The organism is Metallibacterium sp. (assembly GCF_054637675.1).
This window is the reverse complement of sequence record NZ_JBTSRB010000010.1, coordinates 53826-80076: the sequence shown is the minus strand read 5'-3', so window position 1 is coordinate 80076 and position 26251 is coordinate 53826. Positions and strand designations below refer to the sequence as shown.

General features: G+C 64.7%; 34 protein-coding genes and 1 tRNA gene. 12 read left to right on the top strand and 23 right to left on the bottom strand.

The features are described from left to right. Positions 1-44: 44 nt before the first annotated feature. Positions 45-1013 carry a hypothetical protein gene (locus ACYDAT_RS05605; protein ID WP_461448920.1) on the bottom strand — a complete coding sequence of 323 codons (969 nt, stop codon included), beginning with the start codon at positions 1011-1013 and terminating at the stop codon, positions 45-47. A 28-nt stretch (positions 1014-1041) separates the two neighbouring features. Further along, positions 1042-1380: a hypothetical protein gene (locus tag ACYDAT_RS05600; protein ID WP_461448918.1), complete on the bottom strand. Its 339-nt coding sequence runs from the start codon at positions 1378-1380 to the stop codon at positions 1042-1044. A gap of 278 nt (positions 1381-1658) precedes the next feature. On the opposite strand from ACYDAT_RS05600, the gene ACYDAT_RS05595 reads away from it, so the two are divergent. The 3 genes from ACYDAT_RS05595 (at position 1659) to ACYDAT_RS05585 (ending at position 3476) form a co-directional block, all read left to right on the top strand. Beyond that, entirely contained in the window at positions 1659-2132 is a 474-nt protein-coding gene (locus ACYDAT_RS05595; RefSeq protein WP_461448917.1) for a hypothetical protein, read from the top strand. 453 nt (positions 2133-2585) lie between these two features. Further along, positions 2586-2933 carry a hypothetical protein gene (locus tag ACYDAT_RS05590; protein ID WP_461446068.1) on the top strand — a complete coding sequence of 116 codons (348 nt, stop codon included), beginning with the start codon at positions 2586-2588 and terminating at the stop codon, positions 2931-2933. Between the two features lie 267 nt (positions 2934-3200). Continuing rightward, positions 3201-3476: an SOS response-associated peptidase family protein gene (locus tag ACYDAT_RS05585; protein WP_461448915.1), complete on the top strand. Its 276-nt coding sequence runs from the start codon at positions 3201-3203 to the stop codon at positions 3474-3476. Between the two features lie 71 nt (positions 3477-3547). On the opposite strand, the gene ACYDAT_RS05580 is transcribed toward ACYDAT_RS05585, so the two are convergent. The 4 genes from ACYDAT_RS05580 to ACYDAT_RS05565 form a co-directional block, all read right to left on the bottom strand. Further along, entirely contained in the window at positions 3548-3937 is a 390-nt protein-coding gene (locus ACYDAT_RS05580; RefSeq protein ID WP_461448913.1) for a hypothetical protein, read from the bottom strand. Next, entirely contained in the window at positions 3906-4496 is a 591-nt protein-coding gene (locus tag ACYDAT_RS05575) for a sigma-70 family RNA polymerase sigma factor (protein ID WP_461448911.1), read from the bottom strand. Before ACYDAT_RS05575 ends, ACYDAT_RS05580 begins: the two co-directional genes overlap by 32 nt. A gap of 22 nt (positions 4497-4518) precedes the next feature. Next, positions 4519-4929 carry a DUF6249 domain-containing protein gene (locus ACYDAT_RS05570; protein WP_461448909.1) on the bottom strand — a complete coding sequence of 137 codons (411 nt, stop codon included), beginning with the start codon at positions 4927-4929 and terminating at the stop codon, positions 4519-4521. Between the two features lie 1439 nt (positions 4930-6368). Then, positions 6369-6578, bottom strand: a complete 210-nt coding sequence (locus ACYDAT_RS05565) for a helix-turn-helix domain-containing protein (protein WP_461448907.1) — start codon at positions 6576-6578, stop codon at positions 6369-6371. A gap of 150 nt (positions 6579-6728) precedes the next feature. On the opposite strand from ACYDAT_RS05565, the gene ACYDAT_RS05560 reads away from it, so the two are divergent. From ACYDAT_RS05560 to ACYDAT_RS05550, 3 genes are read left to right on the top strand one after another with little or no spacing between them, the layout of a single operon-like run. After that, positions 6729-6971 carry a hypothetical protein gene (locus tag ACYDAT_RS05560; protein ID WP_461448905.1) on the top strand — a complete coding sequence of 81 codons (243 nt, stop codon included), beginning with the start codon at positions 6729-6731 and terminating at the stop codon, positions 6969-6971. Further along, entirely contained in the window at positions 6964-8202 is a 1239-nt protein-coding gene (locus ACYDAT_RS05555; protein ID WP_461448903.1) for a tyrosine-type recombinase/integrase, read from the top strand. Before ACYDAT_RS05560 ends, ACYDAT_RS05555 begins: the two co-directional genes overlap by 8 nt. After that, positions 8199-8468, top strand: coding sequence for a hypothetical protein (locus tag ACYDAT_RS05550; RefSeq protein ID WP_461448901.1), 270 nt, complete (start codon positions 8199-8201; stop codon positions 8466-8468). The genes ACYDAT_RS05555 and ACYDAT_RS05550 overlap by 4 nt, the downstream gene beginning before the upstream one ends. 110 nt (positions 8469-8578) lie before the next feature. On the opposite strand, the gene ACYDAT_RS05545 is transcribed toward ACYDAT_RS05550, so the two are convergent. The 4 genes from ACYDAT_RS05545 to rplM form a co-directional block, all read right to left on the bottom strand. Then, a complete protein-coding gene (locus tag ACYDAT_RS05545) occupies positions 8579-8857 on the bottom strand; it encodes a 2-hydroxyacyl-CoA dehydratase (RefSeq protein WP_461439788.1) in 279 nt (92 codons plus the stop codon). A 208-nt stretch (positions 8858-9065) separates the two neighbouring features. Next, positions 9066-9139: transfer RNA gene (locus tag ACYDAT_RS05540), tRNA-Gln, on the bottom strand. An 11-nt stretch (positions 9140-9150) separates the two neighbouring features. Continuing rightward, a complete protein-coding gene (gene rpsI, locus ACYDAT_RS05535; RefSeq protein WP_081126477.1) occupies positions 9151-9546 on the bottom strand; it encodes a 30S ribosomal protein S9 in 396 nt (131 codons plus the stop codon). Positions 9547-9553: 7 nt separating this feature from the next. After that, entirely contained in the window at positions 9554-9982 is a 429-nt protein-coding gene (gene rplM / locus ACYDAT_RS05530; protein ID WP_461439787.1) for a 50S ribosomal protein L13, read from the bottom strand. Between the two features lie 233 nt (positions 9983-10215). On the opposite strand from rplM, the gene coq7 reads away from it, so the two are divergent. Beyond that, a complete protein-coding gene (gene coq7 / locus ACYDAT_RS05525; protein WP_461439786.1) occupies positions 10216-10857 on the top strand; it encodes a 2-polyprenyl-3-methyl-6-methoxy-1,4-benzoquinone monooxygenase in 642 nt (213 codons plus the stop codon). Positions 10858-10876: 19 nt separating this feature from the next. Here the strand turns inward: coq7 and speD are convergent, their stop codons facing one another. Next, on the bottom strand, positions 10877-11662 hold the full coding sequence (gene speD, locus ACYDAT_RS05520; protein ID WP_461439785.1) for an adenosylmethionine decarboxylase: 786 nt from the start codon (positions 11660-11662) through the stop codon (positions 10877-10879). A 277-nt stretch (positions 11663-11939) separates the two neighbouring features. Here speD and crp point away from each other — a divergent pair, with 277 nt between their 5' ends. Then, a complete protein-coding gene (crp, locus tag ACYDAT_RS05515; protein ID WP_461439789.1) occupies positions 11940-12554 on the top strand; it encodes a cAMP-activated global transcriptional regulator CRP in 615 nt (204 codons plus the stop codon). Positions 12555-12564: 10 nt separating this feature from the next. Here the strand turns inward: crp and ACYDAT_RS05510 are convergent, their stop codons facing one another. From ACYDAT_RS05510 to ACYDAT_RS05475, 8 genes are all read right to left on the bottom strand, one after another. Then, the gene (locus tag ACYDAT_RS05510; RefSeq protein WP_461448899.1) at positions 12565-13254 is read right to left on the bottom strand and encodes a haloacid dehalogenase-like hydrolase; all 690 of its coding nucleotides are present in this window, start codon (positions 13252-13254) and stop codon (positions 12565-12567) included. Beyond that, positions 13251-14051 (bottom strand): indole-3-glycerol phosphate synthase TrpC, encoded by an 801-nt coding sequence (trpC, locus tag ACYDAT_RS05505; RefSeq protein ID WP_461448897.1) that lies wholly within the window; start codon positions 14049-14051, stop codon positions 13251-13253. The genes ACYDAT_RS05510 and trpC overlap by 4 nt, the downstream gene beginning before the upstream one ends. Next, positions 14048-15097 (bottom strand): anthranilate phosphoribosyltransferase, encoded by a 1050-nt coding sequence (gene trpD, locus ACYDAT_RS05500; protein WP_461441379.1) that lies wholly within the window; start codon positions 15095-15097, stop codon positions 14048-14050. Before trpD ends, trpC begins: the two co-directional genes overlap by 4 nt. 4 nt (positions 15098-15101) lie before the next feature. Then, entirely contained in the window at positions 15102-15680 is a 579-nt protein-coding gene (locus tag ACYDAT_RS05495) for an anthranilate synthase component II (protein ID WP_461439781.1), read from the bottom strand. A gap of 1 nt (position 15681) precedes the next feature. Further along, positions 15682-17157 carry an anthranilate synthase component I gene (trpE, locus tag ACYDAT_RS05490; RefSeq protein WP_461439780.1) on the bottom strand — a complete coding sequence of 492 codons (1476 nt, stop codon included), beginning with the start codon at positions 17155-17157 and terminating at the stop codon, positions 15682-15684. Between the two features lie 55 nt (positions 17158-17212). Then, complete coding sequence (rpe, locus tag ACYDAT_RS05485; RefSeq protein ID WP_461448895.1) at positions 17213-17917, bottom strand: ribulose-phosphate 3-epimerase; 705 nt, start codon at positions 17915-17917, stop codon at positions 17213-17215. Positions 17918-18063: 146 nt separating this feature from the next. Then, on the bottom strand, positions 18064-18879 hold the full coding sequence (gene djlA / locus ACYDAT_RS05480) for a co-chaperone DjlA (RefSeq protein ID WP_461448893.1): 816 nt from the start codon (positions 18877-18879) through the stop codon (positions 18064-18066). Next, positions 18876-19253: a c-type cytochrome gene (locus ACYDAT_RS05475; RefSeq protein WP_461441376.1), complete on the bottom strand. Its 378-nt coding sequence runs from the start codon at positions 19251-19253 to the stop codon at positions 18876-18878. Before ACYDAT_RS05475 ends, djlA begins: the two co-directional genes overlap by 4 nt. A gap of 45 nt (positions 19254-19298) precedes the next feature. Here ACYDAT_RS05475 and ACYDAT_RS05470 point away from each other — a divergent pair, with 45 nt between their 5' ends. Further along, a complete protein-coding gene (locus ACYDAT_RS05470; RefSeq protein ID WP_461439776.1) occupies positions 19299-20234 on the top strand; it encodes a phosphoribosylaminoimidazolesuccinocarboxamide synthase in 936 nt (311 codons plus the stop codon). A 42-nt stretch (positions 20235-20276) separates the two neighbouring features. Next, positions 20277-20741 carry an Mpo1 family 2-hydroxy fatty acid dioxygenase gene (locus ACYDAT_RS05465; protein WP_461439775.1) on the top strand — a complete coding sequence of 155 codons (465 nt, stop codon included), beginning with the start codon at positions 20277-20279 and terminating at the stop codon, positions 20739-20741. Between the two features lie 12 nt (positions 20742-20753). Here the strand turns inward: ACYDAT_RS05465 and ACYDAT_RS05460 are convergent, their stop codons facing one another. Then, positions 20754-21209 (bottom strand): hypothetical protein, encoded by a 456-nt coding sequence (locus ACYDAT_RS05460; RefSeq protein WP_461448891.1) that lies wholly within the window; start codon positions 21207-21209, stop codon positions 20754-20756. A gap of 63 nt (positions 21210-21272) precedes the next feature. Further along, a complete protein-coding gene (locus ACYDAT_RS05455; protein WP_461448889.1) occupies positions 21273-21911 on the bottom strand; it encodes a hypothetical protein in 639 nt (212 codons plus the stop codon). Here ACYDAT_RS05455 and ACYDAT_RS05450 point away from each other — a divergent pair. Together ACYDAT_RS05450 and ACYDAT_RS05445 are read left to right on the top strand one after the other, a co-directional pair. Beyond that, positions 21880-23262 carry a Y-family DNA polymerase gene (locus ACYDAT_RS05450; RefSeq protein ID WP_461448887.1) on the top strand — a complete coding sequence of 461 codons (1383 nt, stop codon included), beginning with the start codon at positions 21880-21882 and terminating at the stop codon, positions 23260-23262. The genes ACYDAT_RS05455 and ACYDAT_RS05450 overlap by 32 nt on opposite strands. Beyond that, entirely contained in the window at positions 23259-23588 is a 330-nt protein-coding gene (locus ACYDAT_RS05445; RefSeq protein ID WP_297902913.1) for an antibiotic biosynthesis monooxygenase family protein, read from the top strand. The genes ACYDAT_RS05450 and ACYDAT_RS05445 overlap by 4 nt, the downstream gene beginning before the upstream one ends. A gap of 103 nt (positions 23589-23691) precedes the next feature. Here the strand turns inward: ACYDAT_RS05445 and gstA are convergent, their stop codons facing one another. Next, positions 23692-24306 carry a glutathione transferase GstA gene (gene gstA, locus ACYDAT_RS05440; RefSeq protein ID WP_461448885.1) on the bottom strand — a complete coding sequence of 205 codons (615 nt, stop codon included), beginning with the start codon at positions 24304-24306 and terminating at the stop codon, positions 23692-23694. A gap of 126 nt (positions 24307-24432) precedes the next feature. Beyond that, a complete protein-coding gene (gene lpdA / locus ACYDAT_RS05435) occupies positions 24433-26244 on the bottom strand; it encodes a dihydrolipoyl dehydrogenase (protein ID WP_461448883.1) in 1812 nt (603 codons plus the stop codon). Between the last annotated feature and the right edge of the window lie 7 nt (positions 26245-26251).

Here is a 26251-nt window from a genome sequence, read left to right as displayed (position 1 = left end):
CCCACGCGTCTGCATTCCGCGCTTGGCTACTTGTCACCCAACGACTATGCAAGGAGACTGAAAACCGCAGACCATGCGTCCACCACAAACCCGGCTTCTTGATCTCCGGTTTCAGGGGACAGCTTCATCTTGCCCGAACGCTTGCGCACACCGGATTCGCTCGAGGCATGCCTGTCGAGTTGCACGCTCTCGAGCAGGCGATCGATCGACCTGAGCAACAATTCTTCCGGCTTGTCCCATGTCCCTCTCATGGCCCGCTCGATCCGTGCGGAGAGCGTTGGACCATTCGCACGATCCGCAAGCATGCTGAACAGGGCGCGATGCTCGAGGCGCGTCAACCGACGCATCGCCCGCGACGCGCTCGCGACGCGACTGCCCAGGCGTCGATCGGGATACAGATTCCGATCGGGTAAGTGATCCTTTTCCCACCAGTCGGCGACGAACAGCATGTACTCGTCGGCCTTGATGGTCGACTGGGCCGCCAGAACGTACGCGGAAAACTCGGCCATCAATTCACCGTATGCCGCCGCGCCGCCTTCCTCCGGCAACGTCAATGCTGTCGCCGGCTCCAGCGTGTAGAACAGGTTGCCCCAGTGAAACGCCACCGATAGGCAATATCCCGCCAGTGGATGCCGCATTCCGTGTTCCACCCGTGCCGGCCCGGAGGCCGTGCTCTCCTGTGGGCCCGCGAGCAATGCCGGGGTCTGGGGACGCACAAGGATCTCATCCGCTCCCTGATCAAGCACCACGGCCATCGGGAGGACGCGCGGATCATCGTCGGCCCACGCCTGATGGCCGCACCACGCGATTAGCTTCTCAATCGCATCAGCCAAGGCCTCGGGCTCAAGGCGACGGCCCGGCACCGCGCGCAGGCAGGCTTCGAGTTCGGCGCCATGGTTGCGCACGCAGGCGAGCGAGCGTTGCAGTCCATCAACCAGGTAGCGCAGATCCGGCAACAGACCCAACTGCGCCGCCAGGACAGGAATGTCCACACCGGCACGCTTGCTCGTCAATGTGCTCGCCAGCACCTGCAGAGGCGCTTTACCCCTCGGGCGAGTCATCGCGCATCCGGATCAGCGGCCTCAGCTGTTGGCGCCGAGTGCGTTTGCGGGGCGGCGCAATCCCGCCTTCTTTTAGCGCCTTCCTCGCTGCGTGCTCGCCCGTGCGGCTGAGCTGGCCAAGCATGAACGGCAAGAGATGATTTTCGACGAGCCTTGCTTCTTCCGGCGTCACCCCGAAATCGGCAACGATGACCGCGACGATAACGTCCCGGTCAAGGTCCTCCTTGATCCACCTCACCATTCGCTCGTGCGCCAGGACTCGATAAATCGACGGGTCATCCGCGTCCGGCATCAGCACGGGAAGCATCAGCAGGGCCAAGAGCGTTTTGTGTCTTTCGAGGACGTTGCTTACGTCCAGTGGTTTGAGCGCCTGATCAGATTCCCTCGAGAGTCGGATCTGCTTGAGGGGAACTAGTGTCAAGCGAGCAGTCTGGCGCTTGTCCGAGCTGCGCTGACCCGAGACGCCGGCGACCTTGCCTGGCTTCTTGCGCGACTTCGGTCCTGCCGATTCGTCCTGCGATGCAGGTGGAGTCGAATCCTTTGACGTCATCTTCGTTCACACCGCGCGCAGTGCAGCTCAGGTGAGGCGTGTATTGCTTGACTCACTCCAATCTACACGCGACCGATTGCCTTCCATGGCAAACATTTGTGTCACTCGGGTCGACCCTGGCGGACTACCTGCTGGTTCCAGCCCTGCTTTATGCATTCAGTGCTACATGGCTGAACGGCTTACTGCCTGCCGTACCCGCCCGGGCCTGGGTGTTGGCGTTCGTCAGCTTCAATACCGGGGTCAACGTTCTCGGCATCAAGCTTCAGGCTCAGGCGCATTTCGCCCTGCTGGTGGTCGAACTGATTGCACTGGCGATCTTTCTCGTTTTCGCGATCCACTTTGTGTTCTTCGCTCGGCACGGCACCGCCGGCTGGTCGATCACACCGTTCTTCCAGCCGCAACACCTGGACGGCCGTTTCATAGCCACCGCCACGTCGATCGCGGTGCTGAGTTTTCGGCTCTCGGCTTTGACGCGATCAGCACGCTGGCCGAGGAAACGAAAAACCCGCGCAAGATCATAGGCACCGCTCAAGCGTGCGGCCGTACGGTGCGGCAGCGGTGCATGATGCGTGCAGCCACCGATGCAGATTCTTGAAGCCATTGACCGACACGCTGGTAATTGCTGGCCTTCCGTACTTGCTACCGTGACCGTACTGGCTGCCCAGCAGCACCGTCGCGCCAGGGACCACAGATCTGAAGGCAGCCGACGTTGCACCCCGAAGCGCAGATAGGCAGAGTGCAACCTCAAATCGGCCGGTAACCACGAGCACCAGGGAGGTGTGCGGATTCTTGGAATTGGTGGCTACGGCGATGGTGATTGTTCACCGCTGGCGATGGCATTGAGTGACTGTCGGGAACCGGCGCGTGCTTGGGGGAGGCCGGGTCGACTCGCTTTTCCCTTGCCGTCCACGCCGTTCGCTGTGACTACCTGGCGCTGTGCAACTATCAGGTTCCTTTGGGATGAGGCGGTATAAATGTTCAGGCGACTGGCGCCATATCTCGTGGTTTTCTCGGGCGTAGGCTTCTTCGGCTGCATCAGCTACTTCGCCTACCTTGCGCGCACCAGCCCGCCGCATCCGGACCCCATGACCGGTCACGTCGCGCAGATGAATGACCATGGCTATTACTTTTTCGTGTACCCGTGGCAAGGATGGCTGCTGAACGTGGGGCCGTTTGCGTGCATCGGCGCGGTGTTCGCCATTTGGGCGATCGGCCAACGTCAAAAATGGGAGTTGACGACCTTCACCGGCCCACGCTGGCTGGAGTGGGTATACGTTGCTGCGTTGGTAGCCTGCTTGTTCTATGTTTTCGTCTTCCCGTGAGCTTGCCGCCCATGGCCGGTTCTCTCCAAACCAGGGCTTGTACGTTGATGACCGCCGGGATCTTCAAAGCGGTGACTACCAGCGGAGCTGCAATAACCTGCCCACCGGATCTCAGCTTCGCTGGCCAGTTGAACCAGAACCTGCAACCGAGGGGCGGGATTCGTACTCGCTTGCTGTCCGGTACGGACTTCCGTATCTTTTATACCAACATACCCGCCACGCTGAGCCCTGTTTCGACAGGTGATGCGCATAATTGGCGGGTTTTTATTGCCTTACCGAGTACTCGGCGCGGTCGCGCAGGAAGCCGGCTTTGCCATCCTGACCCGCAGCCCGGTCGATCCGGTGACGCGTGTCCATGACCGCAGCCCCGTGCTGGTGCCTGCGGATCTGGTGCTGCCGTGGCTGGATCCGCAATGGGCAGGGCGCGAGGTGCTCGCGCGGATCGGCACGCACATCCCGGAGGGTCTGCACGGCTGGCGCGTCAGTGACGCGGCCAAGAGTGCTGCGCGGGAGGGCGCTGAGTGCATCGAGGCGATGGCGTGATGTAATCGAGTCGAACGTATGTTCCTGCCAGCACGCGGCTGCGCAAAGAGAGAGCCTGCTCATGACTGGGCTTACTGTGGACCCTCATCCCATGGCCACGGGACATCCATAGTGCAATAGACAGCCAAGCTCACTGCGGCGGCGACCACCAGACTGGGCCATGGAATTTCGATGGGATGCGCCAGGACGCTCCCAGTCAGAAGATGCGGCTCGAAGCCCTGCATGAGATCGCCGGCCAGGAGAATCGCCATCACGCCCAGCACGACGATCAAGTTCGGCAACGCCCAGCGCCAGGGCGACTCGGCGCGTTGGATGGGCAGGCGCGTCATGACACGCGCCGTGAATCCATCGTCGCGGATTGGCTGGTCACGCTCGGCATCGGCGCGCAGCAGCGCCTCAATCGATTCAAACCCGTGCAGGCTTGTCGCGTCACGCACGGAGGGGTTGTTCGGATGGTTCATCGGATGCTCTCTTGTTCATGGACGTGCCCAAGTGATCGCGCAACTTGCCCAGCGCCCGGCGCAGATGCGATTTCACCGTGCCCAGCGGGCAGTCGAGCACGATCGCTGCTTCCGCATGACTCAATCCAAGGTAGTAGCACTGAATGATCGCGACGCGCTCCGCCGGGCTTAAAAGCAGCAGCGCGCGCTGGACTTCACCATGTGCCACCGCATCCAGGCTGGGCATGGAGGATGTGACCTGGCTTTCATCTTCGTCAAGGCTGGCGGCATAGGTCTCGGACGTGCCCTTGGTCCTGCGCACTTGCATCAGGTACGTGTTGTAGGCGATGCGATACAGCCAGGTGCCAAAGCCGGCCTCGCTGCGGAATCGTGGCAGGCCCTGCCAGGCACGCAGAAACGTCTCCTGCGCCAGATCATCGGCGAGTGCCCACTGGCCGCCGGTCAGGCGACGAAGCAGCGCGCGCACCGAACCCTGGTGCGTGCGCACCAATTCGGCAAAAGCATTCCGATCACCTTGGCGCGCTTGATCGATCCAGCGCGCCTCGTTCGTGGTGGCCATGAGCCTCTCGGATGCGTGCGTTTCAGGATCGAGTGGCTGTCGTATCCGGCGTGACTGGCGCTTTGGACTGGCGCCCTTCGATCACGGCGGCAAGCAGCAGCGCCAGGCCGATCAACAATGGGATCAGGCCTGCCGCCAGCACGGAGGTTTCACCAACGATCCATCCATAGAGCATCATGCCGATGCCGACCGCGGTAACGACAAGGCCGCCACGCAGCGGGGACTTGCCCGATCGGCGTCCATGGAACAGTGCTGAATTGAAGATTTCCGGCGGGATCGGTTGTCCCGTCTCGGCCAGCTTCATCAGCAGTTCTTGCTGCAACCGGGCGCGTCGGCTGGCATACATGAGGCCGCCGATGATGGCGACGATCGGAATGCCCAGCGAGAAAATGGTTCCAACAATCGGAACCAGCAAGGCGGCGGAGCTAAACATGACAAGTCTCCAGGTGAGTGGTACTGCTTGGATGCCGTTCCGGGCTTTCTGGATGCAGGAGTGTTGGCGCCGATCTACCGTTGAGCCATTATTGTCGCACCTGCCAATCTTCGACTGACCCTGTATCACTCCACGGAACCACAGGCATGCTGGGGCTGATCCTCGAGCGCGACGGATCAATCCGAGAATCGGCATCCGGGGTTCAGTTCGGAAAGCGCTCTACATGGGTCTCGCCCCGGTGGCCGAAATAGGTGACATGACGCCCTGCAATCCAGACCATGTACCCGATTCAGCCTGCACGCTGCGACAGGAGTTTGAACTCGGGGTACATCACGCGGCCTTGTTGTGCGCCCAGGATGGCCGCACGCACGGCAACGGCCATGGCCTGCAGTGCTGCTGCAGTGCATGCCTCAGCTGAGTGAGCCCCTGATGTTGCGCACGTAGTCGTTGAACGCCGCCTTGTAGGCCGATCAAATTTGGATGCGCATCGCGTCCAGGGCGGGGTTGGTCGAGGTAGAGACCACCGGCATACCGGGGCAGCATTGCCTCGTATTGCTGCGCAGTTTTCAGCTCCTTGGCCAGCATGGCAGGAGTGACTTGAGCGTGAAGCGTGGGTTGTGGACCCCGATTCTGCGTTGACCCGCGAACCGATTCTCGGATTGGCCCATCACAGCCGAGGATCTGCCTCCGCATTAGTGTGGTTTCGTGCAGTGATGCAGGGTCAGTTCAAGACCGGCAGGACCGGCGAAAATGGCTCAGCGGCAGATCGGAGCTAATACTGGATGACACAACATGCACCAACGCGGGTGGTATGAATTGAACCACTCTTGCCAATGTAATCGGCGAAAGGTTGTTGGCTCCTTTCATGCTGCGCTCGAGCGACAGCATGACATTATTCGAAACAGGCAAAATATGGCATTTTCACATGCGTCCACAGTGGCCCTAGTTCGACCTCAGTCATGCGAGGATTTTAGGCCACGAGACCAGCGAGAATGGCTATCTAGCGCGGTTTGCGCCGATCTTCGTACATAGACGTCCGGTATCGTTATGTTCTCCGAAGGGTTCGAATCCCTCCGGGCGCGCCAAATCCATTGAGTTGAAATCCGAGCCTGGTCCTCTTGATCGGGGCGCTGGGACTCAATGTTGCGTGCGGCACGCGCACTGATGACCGATGACTCAACTTTCGGCACAAGTCGCTCGGTGGGCACAAATGCCCATTCTGTGCCCATCCTGTGCCCAGCCAAAGTTACCGGTCGCTGAAATGACCACATCTCTCTCTGCCCGCGCATCTATCGGTCAACGGAGCCAAACAATTGCGTGCGCGTAACGCCAGCAGATTCTTGTCGGTGATCATGACGGTAGAGTACCGGCGCTTGCACAGTGCATGACGGGCAATGACTCGTCGGCAATGCGCGGAACATTTGTGCGCCGCCGTAAGGTCACTCGTTGTTGGGGATGAACTCGAACAAGTCACCGACCTGGCACTTGAAGAACCTGCAGAGCCGGTCGATCGCGTCGACATCGACTCGCGTCGCCTTCTCCTGATAAAGCAGCGTCACCGTGTTCCGGTGCAGCCCTGTGGCCCGCGCCACATCGACGATTTTCAGCTTGTGCTCGCCCATGAGGCGCGACAGATAGCATCGAATCACGCTCGCCTCCGCAGCAAAATGCCCTGTAGAACATCAAAAAGCCTTGACAGGCGTCTTTCTACTGTGTAGAATGTCGTCCAGCAGGGCAATATACCATCCTGCAGGACTCCTGGCCATCCAGGAGGGTGTAATTGCTGAAGGAGTGTAGCAGTGAATCAGCCCACTTACCTGACAACGGAGGAGCTGTCGTCGCGCATCAAGTACGACGTCCGCACCATCCGCAACCGCCTGAAAGACTCTGTTCTTCTCGAGGGGACTCATTACATCCGCCCATTCGGTGGACGCAAGATCCTGTTCCTCTGGGAAGCCATTGAGCGCGACATGCAGCAGCGCTCGAACGACTCGGATCGAACCAGCATTCCTCTCGCCTCGGGGCATCTCTGCCATGGCTAGTGTGCGCGTGCGCAGTGATGGTCGCCTGTTCTTCGACTTCCGGTTTCGCGGCAGCCGCTGTCGTGAGCTGACCGCACTCGGAGATACCCCCGCCAACCGCCGCAAGATGGAGAAGGCCCTGGCCCGCATCGAGGCCGACATCGCCGCCGGCACCTTCGACTATGGCACCACCTTCCCCGGCAGCAAGCGGGCGCAGGACTTCGACAGGGCGCGCGGTCCGGCCAGCTCTGCCACGACCCGAATCCGTCGCAGCGATCTGCCCCGGTTCGGCGACTTCAGCCGGCAGTGGGCCATGGAGCGCAGCGTCGAATGGCGCCACTCCTACGCAGAGGCAGTCGCGTCGATCCTGAAGATCCATCTGCTGCCCGCCTTCGAGGATCTGTCGCTGGATCAGATCGACCGGGCCCACGTGATGGACTTCCGTCGCACGCTCGCCGAGCCGGTGCACAAGCCCGGTCGCCGTGGGGGCGTGCTCTCGCCGGCGACAATCAACCGGGTGATCGGGATCCTGCACATGGTGATGACCGAAGCGGCCTTGCGCCATGGGGTCGAGAATCCTTGTCTCGAGATCCGTCGCCTCAAGCTGCAGCGCACGGACATCCAGCCCTTCACGCTGGAGGAGATCAACCGGATCCTGGGCGCGGTCCGCCCGGACTACCGTCCCTACCTGACCTTCCGCTTCTTCACCGGCGTGCGCTCGGCGGAAGCCCACGGCCTGAAATGGCGCCACGTCGACTTCGAGCGCAACCAGGTTCCGCGAGACGTTCCAGGGTGGTCGGATCGAGTACACGAAGACGGATGGCCGCAGCGCGAGCTGCAGTTGAGCGGGCTCGTGCTTGAGGCCCTGCGCGCGATGCGGCCGGAAGGTCATGACGTCAATCCGCAGGCCTTCGCCGACACCTATGTCTTCCACACCCGGCTGGGCAAGCCGCTGGACAATACCAACTTCGTCTACCGGGTCTGGCGGCCGTTGCTGGCGAGTCTGGACATCCCTTACCGGCGCCCGTATGAGATGCGTCACACCTGCGCCACGTTGTGGCTGGCAGCGGGCGAGGCGCCGGAGTGGATCGCGCGCCAGCTGGGCCACAGCACGACCGAGATGCTGTTCCGGACCTACAGCCGCTATGTCCCCAACCTCGTGCGTCATGACGGCACCGCGTTCGACCGGATGATTGCCGGTGCGATGCATGGCGGACTGACTGCGCACGGCAACGTGGGGAATGCGCCATGAGCTACCTGCGCATCGTTCAGCCGAATCGAGCGGCGCAGGGTGCCGGCAGCGCATCGGCCCATTGCCTGATCGCGCAGCTGCAGGAGCATACCGGCGCAACCATCACCGGCCAGTACCGGCTGACTGGTGCGACCGACGTGTCCGCGGCGACGCCGCGCTTGCAGCTCACGCTGGCCGATGCGACGGGCTCCGTGCTCGGCTTCGTGTGGCCGGAGCACCGTGACCATCAGCTTTGTTCCTGTTTGAGTAGGAATGAGCAAGTCTGACCGAACGGTAAGTTCCGTGCGCCGCCACGGTGCAAGGCGTAGCGAGGATGGGCATCAAGCCGCCTTCGCGATGCGACGAATCAACCGCGCAGTTCAACGGAAACTCTGAGCTAGGTCTTCAATTTCGTCTGCCGCTTCCCGGCCTGGCGCGCGCCGCGCTCGGACTCGGCAATGATCTGTCGCAGATACTCAATTCCCTCTTCCTGCGGGAAGAAAGCGATGACGTCCGCAACCGACAGGTTGTAACGCTTGCGCAGCAGCAGGAATTCCGACTTCGCGCGTGCCATCTCGACCTCTTGGGAGGTAGCGGCCGAACGCTGCTGGGCCGCGCGATCAAGCGCCGCGAGTTCCTCCTGAAAACGACGGAACGCATCAGTATTGGCAGCCATGGCAAATCACATTTCAAGCAAAGTTCGCTGTGATTGTCGCACGGGATTCCGATCTGCATGCCAAAGCATTGATCAGGATTGCAAAGCTGCAGCAACAACTGACAGGGCGGGGCTTCCGCCGGTCTCGGGACGTGCTCACAAACATGCCATTTGCCTGATCCGGCGCCGAAAAACAATACCGCCCCGCGCGCGCGGGGCCTTGGCCTGATGGCTGGGAGACTAGGATTCGAACCTAGATAAACGGAGTCAGAGTCCGTTGTCCTACCGTTGGACGATCTCCCAAAAGCGGGAAATCAGCGCTTGGAGAACTGGGTCGCGCGGCGTGCCTTGTGCAGACCGACCTTCTTGCGCTCGACCTCGCGCGCATCGCGGGTCATGAAACCGGCCTTGCGCAGCGGTGTCTTGAGGGTTTCATCGTACTCAACCAGCGCGCGCGAGATGCCGAGACGGATGGCGCCAGCCTGACCGGTGATGCCGCCACCTTCAACCGTGACCATGATGTCGAATTTCTCGGTCATCTGGGTCAATTCCAGCGGCTGGCGCACGATCATGCGCGAGGTCTCGCGTCCGAAGAAAGTGTCCAAGGACTTGCCGTTGACGGTGATCGCGCCGCTGCCCTTGCGCAGGAAAACGCGGGCTGCTGAGCTCTTGCGACGGCCGGTGCCGTAGTTCTGTTGCAGGGTGGCCATGATGTCCTCAGAAGTTCAGCGGCTGCGGCTGCTGGGCGGTATGCGGATGCTCGGCACCGCTGTACACCTTGAGCTTGCGGTACATCGCGCGGCCCAGCGGATTCTTGGGCAGCATGCCCTTGACGCCAATCTCGATCACACGCTCGGGATGCTTGGCCAGCATGGCCTTGAGCGGGGTGGTCTTGAGATTGCCGACATAGCCGGTGAAGCGGTGATAATTCTTGTCTTCAAGCTTGTTGCCAGTGACGGCAATCTTCTCGGCATTGACCACGACGATGTAATCGCCAGTGTCGACGTGCGGCGTGAAAACGGGCTTGTGCTTGCCGCGCAGACGCGAGGCAATTTCGGAACAGAGGCGCCCGAGGGTCTTGTTCGTGGCGTCGACCACGAACCAGTCGCGCTGCACGCTCTCGGCTTTGGCGCTGAAAGTCTTCATGAAAAAACCACCCCGTGAGGCACAGGTATCAACGAAACAGAAGCGGAAGTCTAGCCGCGCACGCAACCCCGGCGCAAGCCAAGGCCACCGGGTGGCTTGAACCGCGCGTGATAGCACGGTCAAGCATGGCCGTTCCCCGGCAATGCACGCCGTGATTGGGCACGCCGGCCTATCATCACGCACGACGGCCGCCTTGACGGCCACGTTCAGCCGCAGCACACGAGACCCGCACCATGTTCGAGCCGCAGTTCACCCCGTTGGATCGCACGCTGATCGCGTTGAACAACGCGCTGGACACCTTGGGCGCCAGCGCCGTTGCGCGCCGGCCCAACCCGGCCGCGGGACTTGCCGCGACAACATCGAGCGAGTCCGAGCGCCACGATGTCGCCGGGCTGATGCGCATCAATCACACCGGCGAGGTGTGCGCGCAGGCGCTGTATCTGGGCCAGGCCGCGCTGGCGCGCAGCGCGGCCACGCGCGCGCACCTGCTGCACGCCGCCGATGAAGAGGCCGATCACCTCGCCTGGTGCGGCGCGCGCCTGCGCGAGTTGCACAGCCGGCCGAGTCTGCTCAACCCGCTCTGGTACGCCGGCAGCTACGCACTGGGCGCGCTGGCTGCGCGCGCCGGCGATGGTCCCAGTCTGGGTTTTGTCGTGGAAACCGAGCGTCAGGTCGAGGCGCATCTGGAGTCTCATCTCGAACGCCTGCCGACAGCGGATGCCGCCTCGCGCGCCATCCTCGGGCAGATGAAACAGGACGAAGCGCGCCACGCCCAGCAGGCCAGCGCGCGCGGCGGCACGCCGCTGCCGTGGCCCGTGCCGCGACTGATGCGCCTCGGCGCCAAGCTGATGAAGGTCGTGGTCTACCGCATCTGAGCGGCGTGGCCACGCGCGATCACATCAGATTGCGGCCGTGGAACAATTCCTCGATCTCGCGCTTCAGCAGCACCTCGATGCGCTGCCGATCCTTGAACGAAAGGTCCGATGCATTGGCCTCGAACAGGTAGGTGTCGAGATCAAAATCCTTGATGTGCATCTTGGTGTGGAAAATGTTTTCCTGATACACGTTGACGTCGAACATCTCGTACTTCTGCTGGATGTGCTTGGCGAGATAGTCCTGGATCGAGTTGATCTTGTGGTCGATGAAGTGCTTCTTGCCCCTCACGTCGCGGGTGAAGCCGCGCACGCGGTAATCCGTGGTGACGATGTCCGATTCGAAGCTGTCGATCAGGAAATTGAGCGCCTTCAGCGGTGAGATCACGCCACAGGTGGAGACGTCGATATCCGCGCGGAAAGTGGCGATGCCGTTGTGGGGATGCGTCTCCGGGTAGGTATGCACGGTGATGTGGCTCTTGTCCAAATGCGCCACCACGGCACCAGAAATCACGTCGCGACCCAGTTTCTCGACCACCGGGTACTCGGAGATCAGCATGGTCACCGAGGCGCCCTGCGGGTCGTAGTCCTGGCGCGCGACGTTGAGGATGTTGGCGCCGATGATCTCGGCGACGTCGCTAAGGATCTGGGTGAGGCGGTCGGCGTCGTACTGCTCGTCAATGTACTCGATGTAGCGCTGACGCTGCTCCTCCGATACCGCGTAGCAGATGTCGTAGATATTGAAGCTCAGTGATTTGGTCAGGTTGTTGAAACCTTGCAGGCGCAGGCGCGGCAGCGGTATGACCACGGCGACTTCCTCGATGAAATGCTAAAGTGCGTGCCGCACGACGCGTCGGCGGGCGTGCCGCGGCACATCGGCTGCAGCGTTCGGCCAGCCGTATAGTATCGCCTTGGCGGCCATGGCTTGAATATATGCCGGACGCGATTTTTTGCTGTCAGAATGTGACGCCGTGATGCGCATTCGCGCACCCAGCCAGGGAGGTCGCGTGAGCCTTAAATACCTGTTGCAGGAAAACTTTCGCCGCAGTCAGGCGCCTGCCGCGCTGGCGCCCGATCCTGATTCGATGGAACGCTTTCTGGCGCAGTGCCATCGGCGGCGCTATCCGCCGAAAACCGCGATCATCCGCCCCGGCGACGCGCCCACCACGTTGTTTTACGTGGTCGAGGGTTCGGTCACCGTGCTCACCGAGGACGAGGAAGGGCGCGAGTTGATTGTTGCCTACATCAACCGCGGCGAGTTCATCGGTGAAACCGGACTGTTCTTCCAGCCCACCCAGCGCGAAACCACCGTGCGCACGCGCGCCAACTGCGAACTGGCGGAAATCAGTTACGAGCGCTTGTTCCAGTTATTCGCCGCGGGTCTGCACGAGGAATGCCCGAAGCTGCTGTTCCTGATTGGCACGCAACTGAGCTCGCGTCTGTTGCGCGCTTCGCGTCAGGCCAGCCGCCTGGCGTTCATGGATGTCTCCAGCCGCATCAGTCGCACCCTGCTGGACCTGTGCCTGGAGCCTGACGCGCTGACGCATCCCGAGGGCACCCAGATTCGCATCTCGCGACAAGAGCTGTCGCGCATCGTCGGCTGCTCGCGCGAGATGGCGGGGCGCGTGCTCAAGCAGCTTGAAGAACGCGGCATGATCCACGTCTCCGGCAAGACCGTGGTGGTGCTGGGCACGCGCTGAGGCGTTCGACTCAGCTCCACTCGACCTCGGCGTAACGTTCACCCAGTCGCGCCTGCATGCGCGCGCGCAGCGCCGCATCCGGATTCACCAGCACCGCGGCCGCGGCCGCCGCGAGCATCGGCAGATCGGCACCTGCATCGCTGTAAGCGCAGGTCCACGGCGGCGCGATGCCATGGCAGGCGAGTTGCCGAACCTTCTCGGCGCCGACGTTGTGTACGCCGGATTTCATGCCGAGCATGCCTGGACGCAACTGCGAGGCGACCAGTTCGAGGCCGTCCAATCCGACCGCATCGAGCAGTGCGCGCGCCAGGTGCTCCTCGCAGCCGGTGACGATGACCACGCGATCACCGCGCAGCAAATGCCGGCGCAAGCGGCTGACCGCATCGCGCAGAAACGCGCCGCCCCGCAGCGCCTGCACGCGCGCATGCGATTCGGCGAGAGCGCGATAGCGCGCCTGATCCAGCCCCAACAGCGCGACGCGCACCAGCCAGCGCACCAGCCACCAACGCCCGCGACGATGCAGCGCCAGTGGCGCCAGCGGCAGCGTCGGCAGCAGCAACAGGGCACGCCAGGGTTGCAGCCGAAAGCGCCGCCACAGAAAATGGCTGAAGCTGTCGCCGCGCACCAGTACGCCGTCGAAATCAAACAGCACGGTGCGCGGCGCGGCCACGGTCACGTCGGTCTCGATCGCCACGCTCATGCGCGTTCGACTGCGAACAGGCGCGCCAGTTCGGCGCCTGGATCGGCGGCGCGCATGCAGGCCTCGCCGACCAGAAACGCCTGCACACCGGCAGCGCGCAGCAACACCACGTCCGCGGGCGTGCGGATGCCGCTCTCACTGACCAGCAGGCGTTCGGCGGGTACGCGCGTGCGCAACGCCAGCGTCGTGTCCAGCCTGGTTGCAAAACTGCGCAGGTCGCGGTTGTTGACGCCGATCAGGCGCACCGGCAGATCCAGCGCGCGCCCCAGTTCCACTGCGTCATGCACCTCGGCGAGCACGTCGATATCCAGCTCACTGGCCAACAGGCTCAGCTCCAGCAACGCGCTGTCGTCAAGCGCGGCAACGATCAGCAGAATGCAATCGGCACCCAGTGCGCGTGCCTCGTACACCTGCCACGGGTCGACGATGAAATCCTTGCGCAGCACCGGCAGCGCGCAGGCCGCGCGTGCCTGTTCGAGGTAGGCGTCGCTGCCCTGAAAGAAATCCACATCGGTCAGCACCGACAGACAGGTGGCGCCGGCGGCGGCATAGCCGCGCGCGATCGCGGCCGGGTCGAAGTCGGCGCGGATGACGCCATGGCTGGGGCTGGCCTTCTTGATCTCCGCGATCACCGCGGGCATGCCGGCCGCGACGCGCTCGATCAGCGCATCGGAGAAACCGCGCGGCGCGGGCGCGGTGCTGCAGCGCGCGGCGAGTTCGGCCAGCGGCAGCAGCGCACGGCGCGCGCGCACTTCCTCGGCCTTGCGCGCGAGGATGCGATCAAGGATGTCGCTCACGCCGCGGCGCCTTTGAGCCGCTGCGTGGCGGCGATGAAGGCATCCACGCGCGCGCGCGCGCCGCCGCTGTCGATGGCGGCGCGCGCGCGCGCAATGCCCGCGGCGAGATCAGCCGCGAGCCCGGCGACGTAAAGCGCCGCGCCGGCATTCAACAGCACCACGTCGCGCGCGATGGCGTGGCGATTTTCCAGCGCCGCCAGCAGCAGTTCGCGCGAGGCAACGGCATCGTCCACGCGCAGATTGCGGCTGGAGGCCATGCTGAAACCGAAATCCTCGGGCTCCAGTTCGTACTCGTGCACATCGCCGTCGCGCAGTTCGCCCACCAGGGTCACGCCGCCGAGGGAAATCTCGTCCAATCCATCCTTGCCGTAAACGACCATGGCGCGCTGCACGCCAAGCTGCTGCAGCACGCGCACCTGGATGCCAACCAGATCGGGATGAAACACGCCCATCAGAATGTTGGGCGCGGCGGCCGGATTGGTCAGCGGGCCGAGGATGTTGAAGATGGTGCGCACGCCCAACTCGCGCCGCACCGGCGCGACGGCTTTCATCGCCGGATGATGGTTGGGCGCGAACATGAAGCCGATGCCGGTCTCGGCCAGGCACTGCGCGACTTGCCGCGGCGCCAGGTCGATGACCGCGCCGAGCGCCTCGAGCACATCGGCGCTGCCCGATTTCGAGGACACGCCGCGATTGCCGTGCTTGGCCACCTGCGCGCCCGCGGCCGCGGCCACGAACATGCTGGCGGTGGAGATGTTGAAACTGTGCGCGCCGTCGCCGCCGGTGCCCACGATATCGATGAAGTGCGAATACGCCGGCGTGAACACGCGCACCGCCAGCTCGCGCATCACGCGCGCCGCGCCGGTGATCTCGCCCACGGTTTCCTTCTTCACGCGCAGGCCGGTGATGATCGCCGCGGTCAGCGCCGGCGGCACCTCACCGCGCATGATCTGGCGCATCAGATCGATCATCTCGTCGTGAAAGATCTCGCGGTGCTCGATCGTGCGCTGCAGCGCTTCGTGCGGAGTGATGGTGACGGACTTCATGGCATCAACCCGCCAGAAAATTGCGCAGCAGCGCATGGCCGTGCTGCGTGAGGATGGACTCGGGATGAAACTGCACGCCCTGGATCGGCAATGTCTTGTGACGCAGGCCCATGATCGCCTCGCGCGTTCCGTCTGGATATTCGCTCCACGCGCTCACCTCCAGGCAATCGGGCAGTGATTCCGGCGCCACCACCAGCGAGTGATAGCGCGTCGCGGTAAAGCCATCCGGCAGGCCGGCGAACACGCCCGTGCCCGCATGGCGGATACGCGATGTCTTGCCGTGCATGATCTGCGGCGCGCGCACCACCGTGCCACCGAACGCCTGACCAATGGCCTGATGTCCCAGACACACGCCCAGAATCGGTACGCTGCCGCCGAGTTCACGTAGTACCTGCAGCGACACGCCGGCTTCATTGGGCGTGCACGGCCCCGGCGAAATCACGATGTGCGCGGGCCGCAACGCACGAATGCCGGCGACGTCGATGGCGTCATTGCGCAGCACCTTCACCTCCACGCCCAGCGCGCCGAAATACTGCACCAGGTTCCAGGTGAAGCTGTCGTAATTGTCGATCATCAGCAGCACGTCACAGCCCCTGCGCGGCTTGCGCCACGGCGCGGAACAGGGCGCGGCCCTTGTTCATGGTTTCTTCCCACTCGGCGGCCGGATCGGAGTCGTACACCACGCCACCACCGGCCTGCACGTGCAACTGGCCGTCCTGGATCACCGCGGTGCGGATGGCGATGGCGGTGTCGCCGTCGCCCCACCAGCCGATCCAGCCGACCGCGCCGGCATACACGTTGCGCCGATGCGGTTCCAGTTCCTGGATGATCTCCAGCGCGCGAATCTTGGGCGCGCCCGAGACCGTGCCCGCAGGAAAGCTGGCCTTGAGCGCATCCATGTAGCCCAGTCCCGGTGCCAGCGTGCCCTCGACCTGCGAGACAATGTGCATGACGTGCGAGTAACGCTCGATAACGAAGGATTCACTGACGCGCACGCTGCCGGCGATGCTGACGCGACCCACATCATTGCGGCCGAGATCGATCAGCATCAGATGCTCGGCGCGCTCCTTGGGATCGGCCAGCAGTTCCTCGGCCAGCGCCTGGTCCTCATCCGCGGTGGCGCCGCGGCGGCGCGTGCCGGCGATCGGGCGCAGTACCACCTTGCCGTCTTGCACACGCACCAGAATCTCGGGCGAGGAACCGACAATCTGGGTAGCACCGAGATCGATGAAGTACATGTACGGCGAGGGATTCAACGCGCGCAATGCGCGGTACACGTCCACCGGGCGCCCATCGAAGGGCACGCTGAGGCGCTGCGAGGGCACCACCTGGAAAATATCGCCGGCACGGATGTATTCCTTGGCACGCTCGACCAGCGCCTCGTATTCGGCGCGGCTGAAACTGGATTTGAAATCGGCCTCGGCCAGCGGCTTGGCGCGCAGCGTTTCCGGATAGGCCGATCCCGCGCGGCGCAGACGAAACGCCAGCTCATCCAGGCGCCGCACGGCGCGGCGCCAGGCCTGCGGCTGCGCCGGGTCGGCATGCACGATCAGAAACAGGCGCCCGCGCAGGTTGTCGAATACCGCCACTTCATCGGCCAGCATCAGCAGCGCGTCGGGCGTGCCCAGCAGGTCGGGCTTGTCCGCGCGCAACAGGCGCGGCTCGATGTAGCCGATGCACTCGAAGCCGAAATACCCGACCAGCCCACCCGTGAACGCCGGCAGGCCCGGCAGGCGCGGCACCTTGAAGCTGGCGCGCAGTTGCTCGATGGCAGCCAGCGGATCGGCCGGCGTGTCGCGCGCGATCACCTCGCCCAGCTCGCTTGTCTCCAGCACACCCTCGCGCAGCGTGTACACGCGCCGCGCCGGCAGGCCGATGATCGAATAGCGCCCCCACGACTCGCCGCCCTCGACCGACTCGAACAGAAACGTGTGCGGTCCATCGGCCAGCTTCAGATACACCGACAACGGCGTATCGAGATCGGAAAAGACCTCGCGCACCACGGGAATGCGGGTATGGCCCTGCGCGGCGAGGGCGTCGAACTCGGCTGGGGTGATCACGGCGTGCGATGGGCCAGAAGCGAACGCAACACGATAGCAGCGCCACCGCGCGGCGTCAGCACGATACCGATGTGGCGGCGCGCTCGCGCAAGTCGGCGATCACCGCGCGGTAGTCGGGCTGGCCGAACACGGCGCTGCCGGCGACGAAGGTATCGGCGCCCGCCGCAGCCGCCGCGGCGATGGTTTCGGCGTTGATGCCGCCATCCACTTGCAGGCGTACTTCACGGCCGCCGGCGTCGATGCGCGCGCGCACCGCGCGCAGTTTGTCCAGCGTGCCGGGCAGGAATTTCTGCCCACCGAAGCCGGGGTTGACGCTCATCAGCAGCACCAGGTCGAGTTGCTCCAGCGTCCAGTCCAGCCAGCTCAGCGGCGTGGCCGGGTTGAACACCAACCCGGCCTTGCAGCCGTGGCCGTGGATGAGCTGCAGGGTACGATCGACGTGCGCGCTGGCCTCGGGATGGAAGCTGATGCGGCTGGCGCCAGCGGCGGCGAAATCAGGCACGATGCGGTCCACCGGCGTCACCATCAGATGCACGTCGATCGGCGCGGTGATGCCGTAGTCGCGCAGCGCCTTGCACACCTGCGGACCGATGCTGAGGTTGGGCACGTAATGGTTGTCCATGACGTCGAAGTGCAGCCACTCGGCGCCGGCGTCCAGCGCCTTTTGCGCATCTTCGCCGAGACGCGCGAAATCGGCGGACAGAATCGACGGGGCGATGACGATGGGCTGGCGCATGACATGACTCCGCGAAAAACGCATTGTCGACCACGCGCCGCTCGCGGCCAAGCGCGCGGTGTCGATCAGTGTGCTGTCGCGGCTTTTTGTCCGCGAAGAGCGTGTGACGCAAAGGATCTTGATTCTGAATTCCTGGCGACCTTTGCGTTCTTTGCGGACGGTTGTGCGGCTCACACGATCCCGCGCTCGCCCTTGATCGCTTCCCATGCGGTGTTGATTTCGCTGGCGCGGCGCTCGGCACGACGACGCAGTTCTTCCGGCAAGTCGCCAAGGCGATCCGGGTGGTATTGCGAGATCAGCTTGCGGTAAGCGCGCTTGATGCTGGCGTCGTCGCTGCCGCGCTCCACACCGAGCACGGCATAAGGATCAGGTCTGCTGCTGCGCGCTGAGGGCGCCTGCCGATAGCCTTGCTGGTAAGCCTGCTGATAGCCCTGCTGCTGCCACGCGCCCGCCGCGCCCTGCGGCATGGCGTAGCCGCGCATCATCAGCAACGCCAGCAACTGCATGTCGCCAAAGCCCAGCGCGTGCGCGGTTTGCTGCAGCAGTTGAAATCCGGCCGGGCTGGCCGCGCCTTCGGCATAGGCGACCTCGGCCAGCACATCGAGCACCGCCCAGGCCAGTTGCGGTTGCGGCGCGCAGATGCGGCGCAGCTCGCTGAGCGCGGGCGCGAACTGAAAACCGGCCTGCTTGCCGGCGTTGAAGCGCGCGATGGCCTCGGCGCGCTGCGCGGCATCGAGATTGAAGCGCTGCATCATGCGCTCGGCGACACTGATCTCGGCCGCGCTGACGCGCCCATCGGCCTTGGCCAGCGCACCCAGCACCGCGAACAGCGGCGCCACGAACTGGCGCTGCGCACGCAGGCGCCGACGCTGATGGCGCATGGTGTCCACCACCCAGCCGATCAGCGCGCCCAGGATCAGCGCGCCGAGGCTGTGGCCGAAGGTCAGGCCGAACGCCGCACCTACCCAGGTCCACAGGAAACTCACGAGCGACGCACCTGCGGCACGCACGCGGGCTGTGCCGCATACCAGCCGGCCAGCGCACGCATCTGCTTGAGGTCAATCGGACCGAGCGCGCCGCGCATCAGCGGCACGTTGCGTGCACCGCTCTGGTAATCGCGCATGGCCTTGAACAGGTAACCCGCCTTCTGGCCGGCGAGGTCGGGAATATCCGGCTGGCGCGCGTGGCCGTTGGCGCCATGGCAGGCGGCGCACAGCCCCAACTGTGCGGGCGGCTGCATGCCGGCTGGCGCGAGCGTGGCACGACCACTGCTGCGCGGCATGCGCTCACTGCAAGCGCCCAACAGCAGCACGAGCAGGCCGGGCACGGCACACAGTAGAAAAAGACGCAGCAAGAACATGGCGCGGTTCGCGGCAAAGCGCGCAGTTTAACCACGCCGCGCGCGATGGCCGCGACGCGGCCGTTACAATGCGTCATTCGCCCTGTCCGCGAGCCCGCCGTGAGTCTGCTGATCCAATCCGATTTGCCCGGTCTGCAACTGCTGCATCGTGGCAAGGTGCGTGATGTTTATGCACTGGATGCCGAACGTCTGCTGATCGTGGCTACCGATCGCCTTTCGGCATTCGACGTGGTGCTGCCCGATCCGATTCCCAGCAAGGGCGAGCTGCTCACGCAGTTGTCCAATTTCTGGTTTGCGCAAACCGCCAGGCTGTTGCCGAACCACCTCACCGGCATCGCAGTGGCCAGCGTGCTGCCCACGGGCGTGGACGCCACGCTGTACGCGCAGCGCAGCGTGGTGGCCAGACGCCTCAAGCCGGTGCCGATCGAAGCGGTGGCGCGCGGCTATCTGGCTGGCTCGGGCTGGAAGGATTACCAGGCCACAGGCCACGTCAGCGGCATCGCGCTGCCGGCCGGGCTGCTGCAGGCCGAACAACTGCCGCAGCCAATCTTCACGCCCTCCACCAAGGCCGCCGCCGGCAGCCACGATGAAACCATCGCCTTCGACCAGGTCGTCGCCTTGATCGGCGCCGATCTCGCCGAGCAGGTGCGCGGCGCCACGCTGGCGCTGTACCGCCACGCCACCGAGTACGCCGCGCAGCGCGGCATCCTGATCGCCGACACCAAGTTCGAGTTCGGCACCGATGTCACCGGCAAGTTGTACGTGATGGATGAAATGTTGACCTCGGATTCCTCGCGATTCTGGTCGGCCGATGCGTACCGCACCGGCATCAGCCCGCCCAGCTACGATAAGCAGTTCGTGCGCGACTACCTGGAAACGCTGCGCTGGAACAAGCAGGCGCCCGGCCCACGCATTCCGCCCGAGGTCATCGAGAAAACGCGAGCCAAATACGCCGAGGCGCTGCACAGGCTCACCGCCTGATGGCGCGGGACGGAGCGCTTCAACTACGCGGAGAGTGATGCCATGCGCGATGTGCAGCAGTGGTTCGACAGCTACGGCAATGATCACCGCGACGCGCTCAATCGCGCCATCCACTGGGTGTGCGTGCCGCTGATTCTGTGGTGCGTGATCGCCGCGCTGTGGACGATCCCGGTGCCACTGACCTTCGCGCAGCCAGGGCTGTGGGCGGGCGTGGCGATGTTTCTGGCCTGGCTGTTTTACTGGCGACTGTCGCGCGTGATCGGCCTGGGCATGCTGGCAGTGTTCGTGGTGTTCGGCTTCATCGCGCACCTCGCCTTTGTCGCGCTGGGCGCCGAGCATCTGCTGATCCTCGCCGGCGTGGTGTTTGTGCTGGCGTGGATCGGGCAATTCATCGGCCACGCCATCGAGGGCCAGCGCCCGTCGTTTCTGACCGATCTCGCCTATCTGCTGATCGGCCCGGCCTGGCTGGTGAGCAAGCTGCTCAAACGCGCGCGCATCGCCTACTGAGCATTGTGCTGCTCACGGGCGCGGCACCGGCAAGCCCAGCGACAGGCCCAGTGCGGTCAGCGCCACGATCAGCAGTACCCAGAACAGCAACGCCACGCCAAGCATGCCAACGGCGCTCGGCGCGCGCACTGAGGGCAACACCAGCCAGTGGCGCAAAACCCACAACTGCGCCAGCAGCACCAGCGCCAGCAGCAGCACACTCAGTCCCACGTGCAGATGCAGGGGATCGACGCCGCCCATTAGCGCCGTGCCCAGATTGCAGGCCAGCAGCAGCAGCGCGGTCAGCGCCAGACTCAGCAGCACGATCAGCGCGCTGCGCCCCGGCGCCGGCCAGAAGCCCAGCACCACGCGCACCGCCAGCATCAGCAACAGCGTGGCCAGCAGCCACAGCAGCGCCGCGGCCAGCACGGCGCCGGCGGGACCCAGGCCCGCCCACGCACCCAGCCATGGCAGCAGCAACGATTCCAACTTGACTCCAGTGTTTGTGCTGGCCGGACGGCGCAGCACGCGTCGCGGCAATCCAGCGCAGCCTCAGCGCATCATTCCATGCATGAACGAGAAGCCGATCACCATGCCGATGACCCACATCACGATGCCGATGGCCAGCCAGATCAGCCAGTCGACCACCACGACGAGACAGGCCTGACCGTAGCTGATTTCACTGCTCGCCGGCGATTTCATCAACTTCTGGACCAGCCATGCGGTCACCAGGAAGTCGACGATGAAAATGATCAAGCCCGCCAGCATGCCGAGCCAGAACAGCACCATGCCGAGGACAATGTGGACCACGATCGCGGCGCCAATCACGGCCAGCATCGTGATCACGGCCTTGCCATAGCCGGGGTCGGATTTCACCACCAGCTTGCAGGCGAACAGCAGGATCAGCGCGCCGAGCAGGACCGCGATCAGCAGCCCGATCAGCCCGCTGATCAGTGCCACGCCAAGACCCATGCCCATCAGAGCACCGAAATCGTTCATATGCTTCCCCTTGCTGTTGGACGCCATGCCCCACGCACATGGCCCGCGCAGCAGGCTCGCCGCCGCAGGGGCGGGCAAGTCGCTGCGCCGCGGCGCGACAACCATCGCAGCGGCTGCGATTGCAGTAGGCTGGACTACCCGCCTCGCCCGGAGGCCGCTGATGACGCTGCGCAGCCTGTTCGTCGATTTCAACAGCTATTTCGCCTCGGTCGAACAGGAGGTGCAGCCGGCGCTGCGCGTCAAGCCGGTGGCGGTGGTGCCGGTGCTGGCCGAGTCCACCTGCTGCATCGCCGCCAGCTACAGCGCCAAGGCGTTCGGCATCAAGACCGGCACGCGCGTCAGCGACGCGCGCCGGCTGTGCCCGGAGTTGGTGCTGTGCCTGGCGCGCCCTGCGCTGTACGTGGAGTGGCACCATCGCCTGCTGGAGGCGATCGGGCGCGTGCTGCCGATCAGTCACGTCGGCTCCATCGACGAGGTCGAGTGCGAACTGCTCGGCCGCGAGCGCCAGCGCGCGCAGGCCGAGGCCTTGGCGCGCGCGATCAAGGCCGAGATCGCGCGCGAGGCTGAATTCATGCGCTGCTCGATCGGCATCGCGGCCAATGCCTTCCTGGCCAAGACCGCGGCCGACATGCGCAAGCCCGACGGCCTCACCGTGCTCGAAGCGAACGATCTGCCGCAAGCACTGCATGCGCTGGAGCTGCGCGACCTGTGCGGCATCGGTGCGGCGCTGGAGCAGCGCCTGTTGCGCCACGGCATACGCAACGTGGCGGCACTGTGCGCCGCCGATGCCGCCGCGCTGCGCCACGTCTGGGGCGGCATCGAGGGCGAGCGTTTCCACGCCCTGCTGCACGGCAAGTGGCTGCCACCACGACCGACCACGCGCAGCTCGGTGGGTCATTCGCACGTGCTCGGCCCCGAGTTGCGCAACGCGCGGGGCGCGCGCGCGGTGCTGCAAAAACTGCTGAGCAAGGCGGCGATGCGCCTGCGCCGCCTGGGCCTGCGCGCTGGCGCGCTGGCGGTACGCGTGCGCTACACCGGCGAACGACCGCGCTGGGAGCGCGATGCACGCTTTGCCGCCACGGCCTCCACGACGACGCTGCTGCGTGAATTGCGCGCGCTGCTCGATGATCCCGCGCAGCCCGCCTTGCCCGGCCCGCGCGGCGCGCGCCCGCTGGCGCTCAGCGTGACCCTGCACCATCTCAGCGACCCCGCAGATGCCGCGCCGGATCTTTTCGCGGCGCCGGCGACGACGGATGCGCTGGACACGACCATCGATCGCATCAACGCGCGTTTCGGCCACAACGCGGTGTACTTCGGCGGGCTCAGTGCGGCGATCCGCCACGAGGCCGCGCCGATGCGCGTTCCGTTCAATCGCATTCCCGACAGCGCCAGCGAGGCCACGCAGCATGAGCTGTGGCTGCAATCGCTCAACCGCTTCAAGGTTGCCGGCCAACAGGCGCACGCGGCGGCGGCGCGCGCGCGGCCTGCTAAGCTGCGCACGCCAGCCGCAAGCGGACCGGCTGCAACGGGGGACGAGACATGATCGCACGCGTCTGGCGGGGCATCACGCACAAGGACACGGCCGAGGCTTATCTCAAGTTTCTCAACAGCGTGGCGCTGCCGGCCCTGGCTGGAAAACCCGGGCAGCGTGGCGGTTGGGTGCTGCGCCGCTACCAGGGCGAGCACGCAGAATTCGTGATGCTGACGCTGTGGGATTCGATGGACGCAATCAGCGCCTGGGTGGGCGGCGACCCGCAGCAGGCCGTGTACACCGCCGAGGAGGCGCAGTACCTGCTCGACCAGGAAGGCCTGGTGCGGCATTACGAAACCGTGGGCACGGTGACGCCGGAGGCCGCTCAGAACACCTGAGCGTCACGCGAATCGCGCCACGTCATCGTCATGAAAACGGCGCCCGCAGGGGCGCCGTTTTCATGGTGCCTCGATCGCGACGCTGGCGATCACATCGCGCGGTTCAGGCTTTCTTGGCCGCGCGCTCCGCGGCCAGCGTGGCGCGTACCGCGGGGCGCGCCTCGACGCGTTTCATGAATGCCTGCAAGGCCGGGAACGGAGTGAGGTCCACGCCCAGGAAGCCGGCCCAGGTCAGCACCGTATACAGGTAGGCATCGGCCACCGTGAACTGATCGCCCATCAGATACGGCGCGGTACCCATGGCCGCGACGATCTGTCGGAAACGCTCGGCCAGACGCTCCTGTTGCGCCTGCTTCAGCGCATCGCTGGACGCCGGATTGAACAGCGGGCTGAACTGCTTGTGCAGCTCGGTGGAAATGAAGTTCAGCCATTCCTGCAGTCGGTAGCGCGCGAAGGTGCCGTTGGCGGGCGCCAGGCCGGCCGCGGGTTTCTGGTCGGCCAGGTACTGCACGATCGCCGGACCTTCGGTGAGGATGGCGCCGTCATCCAGTTGCAGCGCCGGCACGTAGCCTTTGGGATTGATCTTCCGGAAGTCGCTGCCGTCCTTGGTTTTTTTGCTGCTCAAATCAACCTGCACCGGCTCGAACGACAGGCCCAGCTCGTGCAGCACGATATGTGGCGACAGCGAGCAGGCGCCGGGGGAAAAGTAGAGTTTCATGCAGCTTCCTCGCAAAGGTGGATGGAATGTTCACAAGACGCGCGCGGCGCCTTGCAGGCATTGTGCGGGCGGCGTGCACCGGCACCAGCGCCGGCAGGCAGACACACTGTTGCCGCAGGAACGCACTCAGCGCTTTTTCGTGGGAATCAGATCGGTGATGCTGCCGTCCATGATCTCGGCGGCCATGGCCACGGTTTCGCTGAGCGTGGGGTGCGGATGAATGGTGTGGCCGATGTCGGCGGCCTCGGCACCCATCTCGATGGCCAGCACCACCTCGGCGATCAGATCGCCGGCATGCACGCCGACGATGCCGCCGCCGACGACGCGCTTGCTGGCGGCATCGAAGATCAGCTTGCTGAAGCCCTCGCTGCGGTCGATGCCCAGCGCGCGCCCCGACGCCGCCCACGGGAAGCGCGCCACTTCGATGGCCAGATTCTTCTCCTTCGCCTCGCGCTCGCTCACGCCCACCCAGGCGATCTCGGGATCGGTGTAGGCCACCGATGGAATCACCCGCGCCAACCATGCGCGCTTCTCGCCGGCGGCGACCTCGGCGGCCAGCTTGGCCTCGTGCGTGGCTTTGTGCGCCAGCATCGGATTGCCGATGATGTCGCCGATGGCGAAGATGTGCGGCACGTTGCTGCGCATCTGCGCGTCCACGGCGATGTAGCCGCGCGCATCCACGGCGATGCCCGCCGCCTCGGCGCCGATGCGCTGGCCGTTGGGCACGCGTCCGACCGCCACCAGCACGCGATCGAACACATCGCGCGCAGGCTTGGATTCGCCCTCGAACACGACATGGATGCCGTCTTTCTTGGCCGAGGCCTGCGCGACTTTGGTCTGCAAGTGAATGCCGGCCAGACGCTTGCTCAAACGCTGCTGCAGCGGCTTGACCAGATCGGCATCGCAGCCCGGCATCAGTTGCTCGGCCAACTCGACCACGGTCACCGCGCTACCCAGCGCCGCGTACACGCAGGCCATCTCCAGACCGATGATGCCGCCGCCGACCACCAGCAGCGACCGGGGAATATCGGCCAGCGCCAACGCATCGGTGGAATCCATCACGCGTGCGTCGTCCCAGGGGAAACCCGGCAGTTTCAGCGCCTGCGAACCGGCCGCGACGATGGCCTGCGCAAAGCGCACGCGCTTGACACCCTCGGGCGTGGCCACGTCCAGCTCATGCGGCGCAACGAACGTACCGGTACCCTGCAGCACGCGCACCTTGCGCTGTCTGGCCATGCCGGCCAGCCCGCCGGTGAGCTTGCCGACCACGCCGTTCTTGAACGCGCGCAGCTTGTCCAGATCCAGTTTGGGCGCGCCGAAGCTGACGCCATGCGCCGCCATGGCTTCGGCCTCCGCGATCACCTCGGCGGTGTGCAGCAGCGCCTTGGACGGAATGCAGCCGACGTTGAGACACACGCCACCGAGATTCGGATAGCGCTCGACCAACACCACATCCATGCCCAGATCGGCGGCGCGGAACGCCGCGGTGTAACCACCGGGGCCGGCGCCCAGCACCAGCAGCGCGCATTCCATATCGGCTTTGCGGCCAGCGGATGCGGCGGCGGCAATGACTGCGGGCGCAGCGACGGGTGGGGATTCGGTCCCACGCACGCTCGCACCCTCACCCCTCTCCCCCCTCCCGGCGGGAGAGGGGAGAGACGCCGCGCTCTTGACTGGAGAGGGGAGTGGTGCGGCTTCTGTCGTTTCGATCAGCGCGATCAGCACGCCCTCGGACACCGCATCGCCCAGCTTGACCTTCAGTTCCTTCACCACGCCCGCGGCCGGAGCCGGCACCTCCATCGTCGCCTTGTCCGATTCCAGCGTCACCAGGCCCTGGTCCCTGGTCACCGTATCGCCGGGCTTTACCAGCAATTCGATCACCGGCACGTCGCGGTAGTTGCCGATATCCGGCACCTGGGCTTCAAGTAGGGTGGGCATGGTGAAC

Coding starts and splice junctions, on each gene's coding strand:
- ACYDAT_RS05445 (WP_297902913.1), top strand. CDS start 23,259: ATGATCGCACGCGTCTGGCGGGGCATCACGCACAAGGACACGGCCGAG.
- ACYDAT_RS05470 (WP_461439776.1), top strand. CDS start 19,299: ATGGCCGCGACGCGGCCGTTACAATGCGTCATTCGCCCTGTCCGCGAG.
- ACYDAT_RS05545 (WP_461439788.1), bottom strand. CDS start 8,857: ATGGCTGCCAATACTGATGCGTTCCGTCGTTTTCAGGAGGAACTCGCG.
- rpsI (WP_081126477.1), bottom strand. CDS start 9,546: ATGGCCACCCTGCAACAGAACTACGGCACCGGCCGTCGCAAGAGCTCA.
- coq7 (WP_461439786.1), top strand. CDS start 10,216: ATGTTCGAGCCGCAGTTCACCCCGTTGGATCGCACGCTGATCGCGTTG.
- ACYDAT_RS05465 (WP_461439775.1), top strand. CDS start 20,277: ATGCGCGATGTGCAGCAGTGGTTCGACAGCTACGGCAATGATCACCGC.
- ACYDAT_RS05590 (WP_461446068.1), top strand. CDS start 2,586: ATGTTCAGGCGACTGGCGCCATATCTCGTGGTTTTCTCGGGCGTAGGC.
- ACYDAT_RS05555 (WP_461448903.1), top strand. CDS start 6,964: ATGGCTAGTGTGCGCGTGCGCAGTGATGGTCGCCTGTTCTTCGACTTC.
- ACYDAT_RS05550 (WP_461448901.1), top strand. CDS start 8,199: ATGAGCTACCTGCGCATCGTTCAGCCGAATCGAGCGGCGCAGGGTGCC.
- rplM (WP_461439787.1), bottom strand. CDS start 9,982: ATGAAGACTTTCAGCGCCAAAGCCGAGAGCGTGCAGCGCGACTGGTTC.
- ACYDAT_RS05510 (WP_461448899.1), bottom strand. CDS start 13,254: ATGAGCGTGGCGATCGAGACCGACGTGACCGTGGCCGCGCCGCGCACC.
- lpdA (WP_461448883.1), bottom strand. CDS start 26,244: ATGCCCACCCTACTTGAAGCCCAGGTGCCGGATATCGGCAACTACCGC.
- ACYDAT_RS05475 (WP_461441376.1), bottom strand. CDS start 19,253: ATGTTCTTGCTGCGTCTTTTTCTACTGTGTGCCGTGCCCGGCCTGCTC.
- ACYDAT_RS05575 (WP_461448911.1), bottom strand. CDS start 4,496: ATGGCCACCACGAACGAGGCGCGCTGGATCGATCAAGCGCGCCAAGGT.
- crp (WP_461439789.1), top strand. CDS start 11,940: ATGGAACGCTTTCTGGCGCAGTGCCATCGGCGGCGCTATCCGCCGAAA.
- ACYDAT_RS05570 (WP_461448909.1), bottom strand. CDS start 4,929: ATGTTTAGCTCCGCCGCCTTGCTGGTTCCGATTGTTGGAACCATTTTC.
- ACYDAT_RS05450 (WP_461448887.1), top strand. CDS start 21,880: ATGACGCTGCGCAGCCTGTTCGTCGATTTCAACAGCTATTTCGCCTCG.
- rpe (WP_461448895.1), bottom strand. CDS start 17,917: ATGCGTTTTTCGCGGAGTCATGTCATGCGCCAGCCCATCGTCATCGCC.
- ACYDAT_RS05580 (WP_461448913.1), bottom strand. CDS start 3,937: ATGAACCATCCGAACAACCCCTCCGTGCGTGACGCGACAAGCCTGCAC.
- trpD (WP_461441379.1), bottom strand. CDS start 15,097: ATGAAGTCCGTCACCATCACTCCGCACGAAGCGCTGCAGCGCACGATC.
- gstA (WP_461448885.1), bottom strand. CDS start 24,306: ATGAAACTCTACTTTTCCCCCGGCGCCTGCTCGCTGTCGCCACATATC.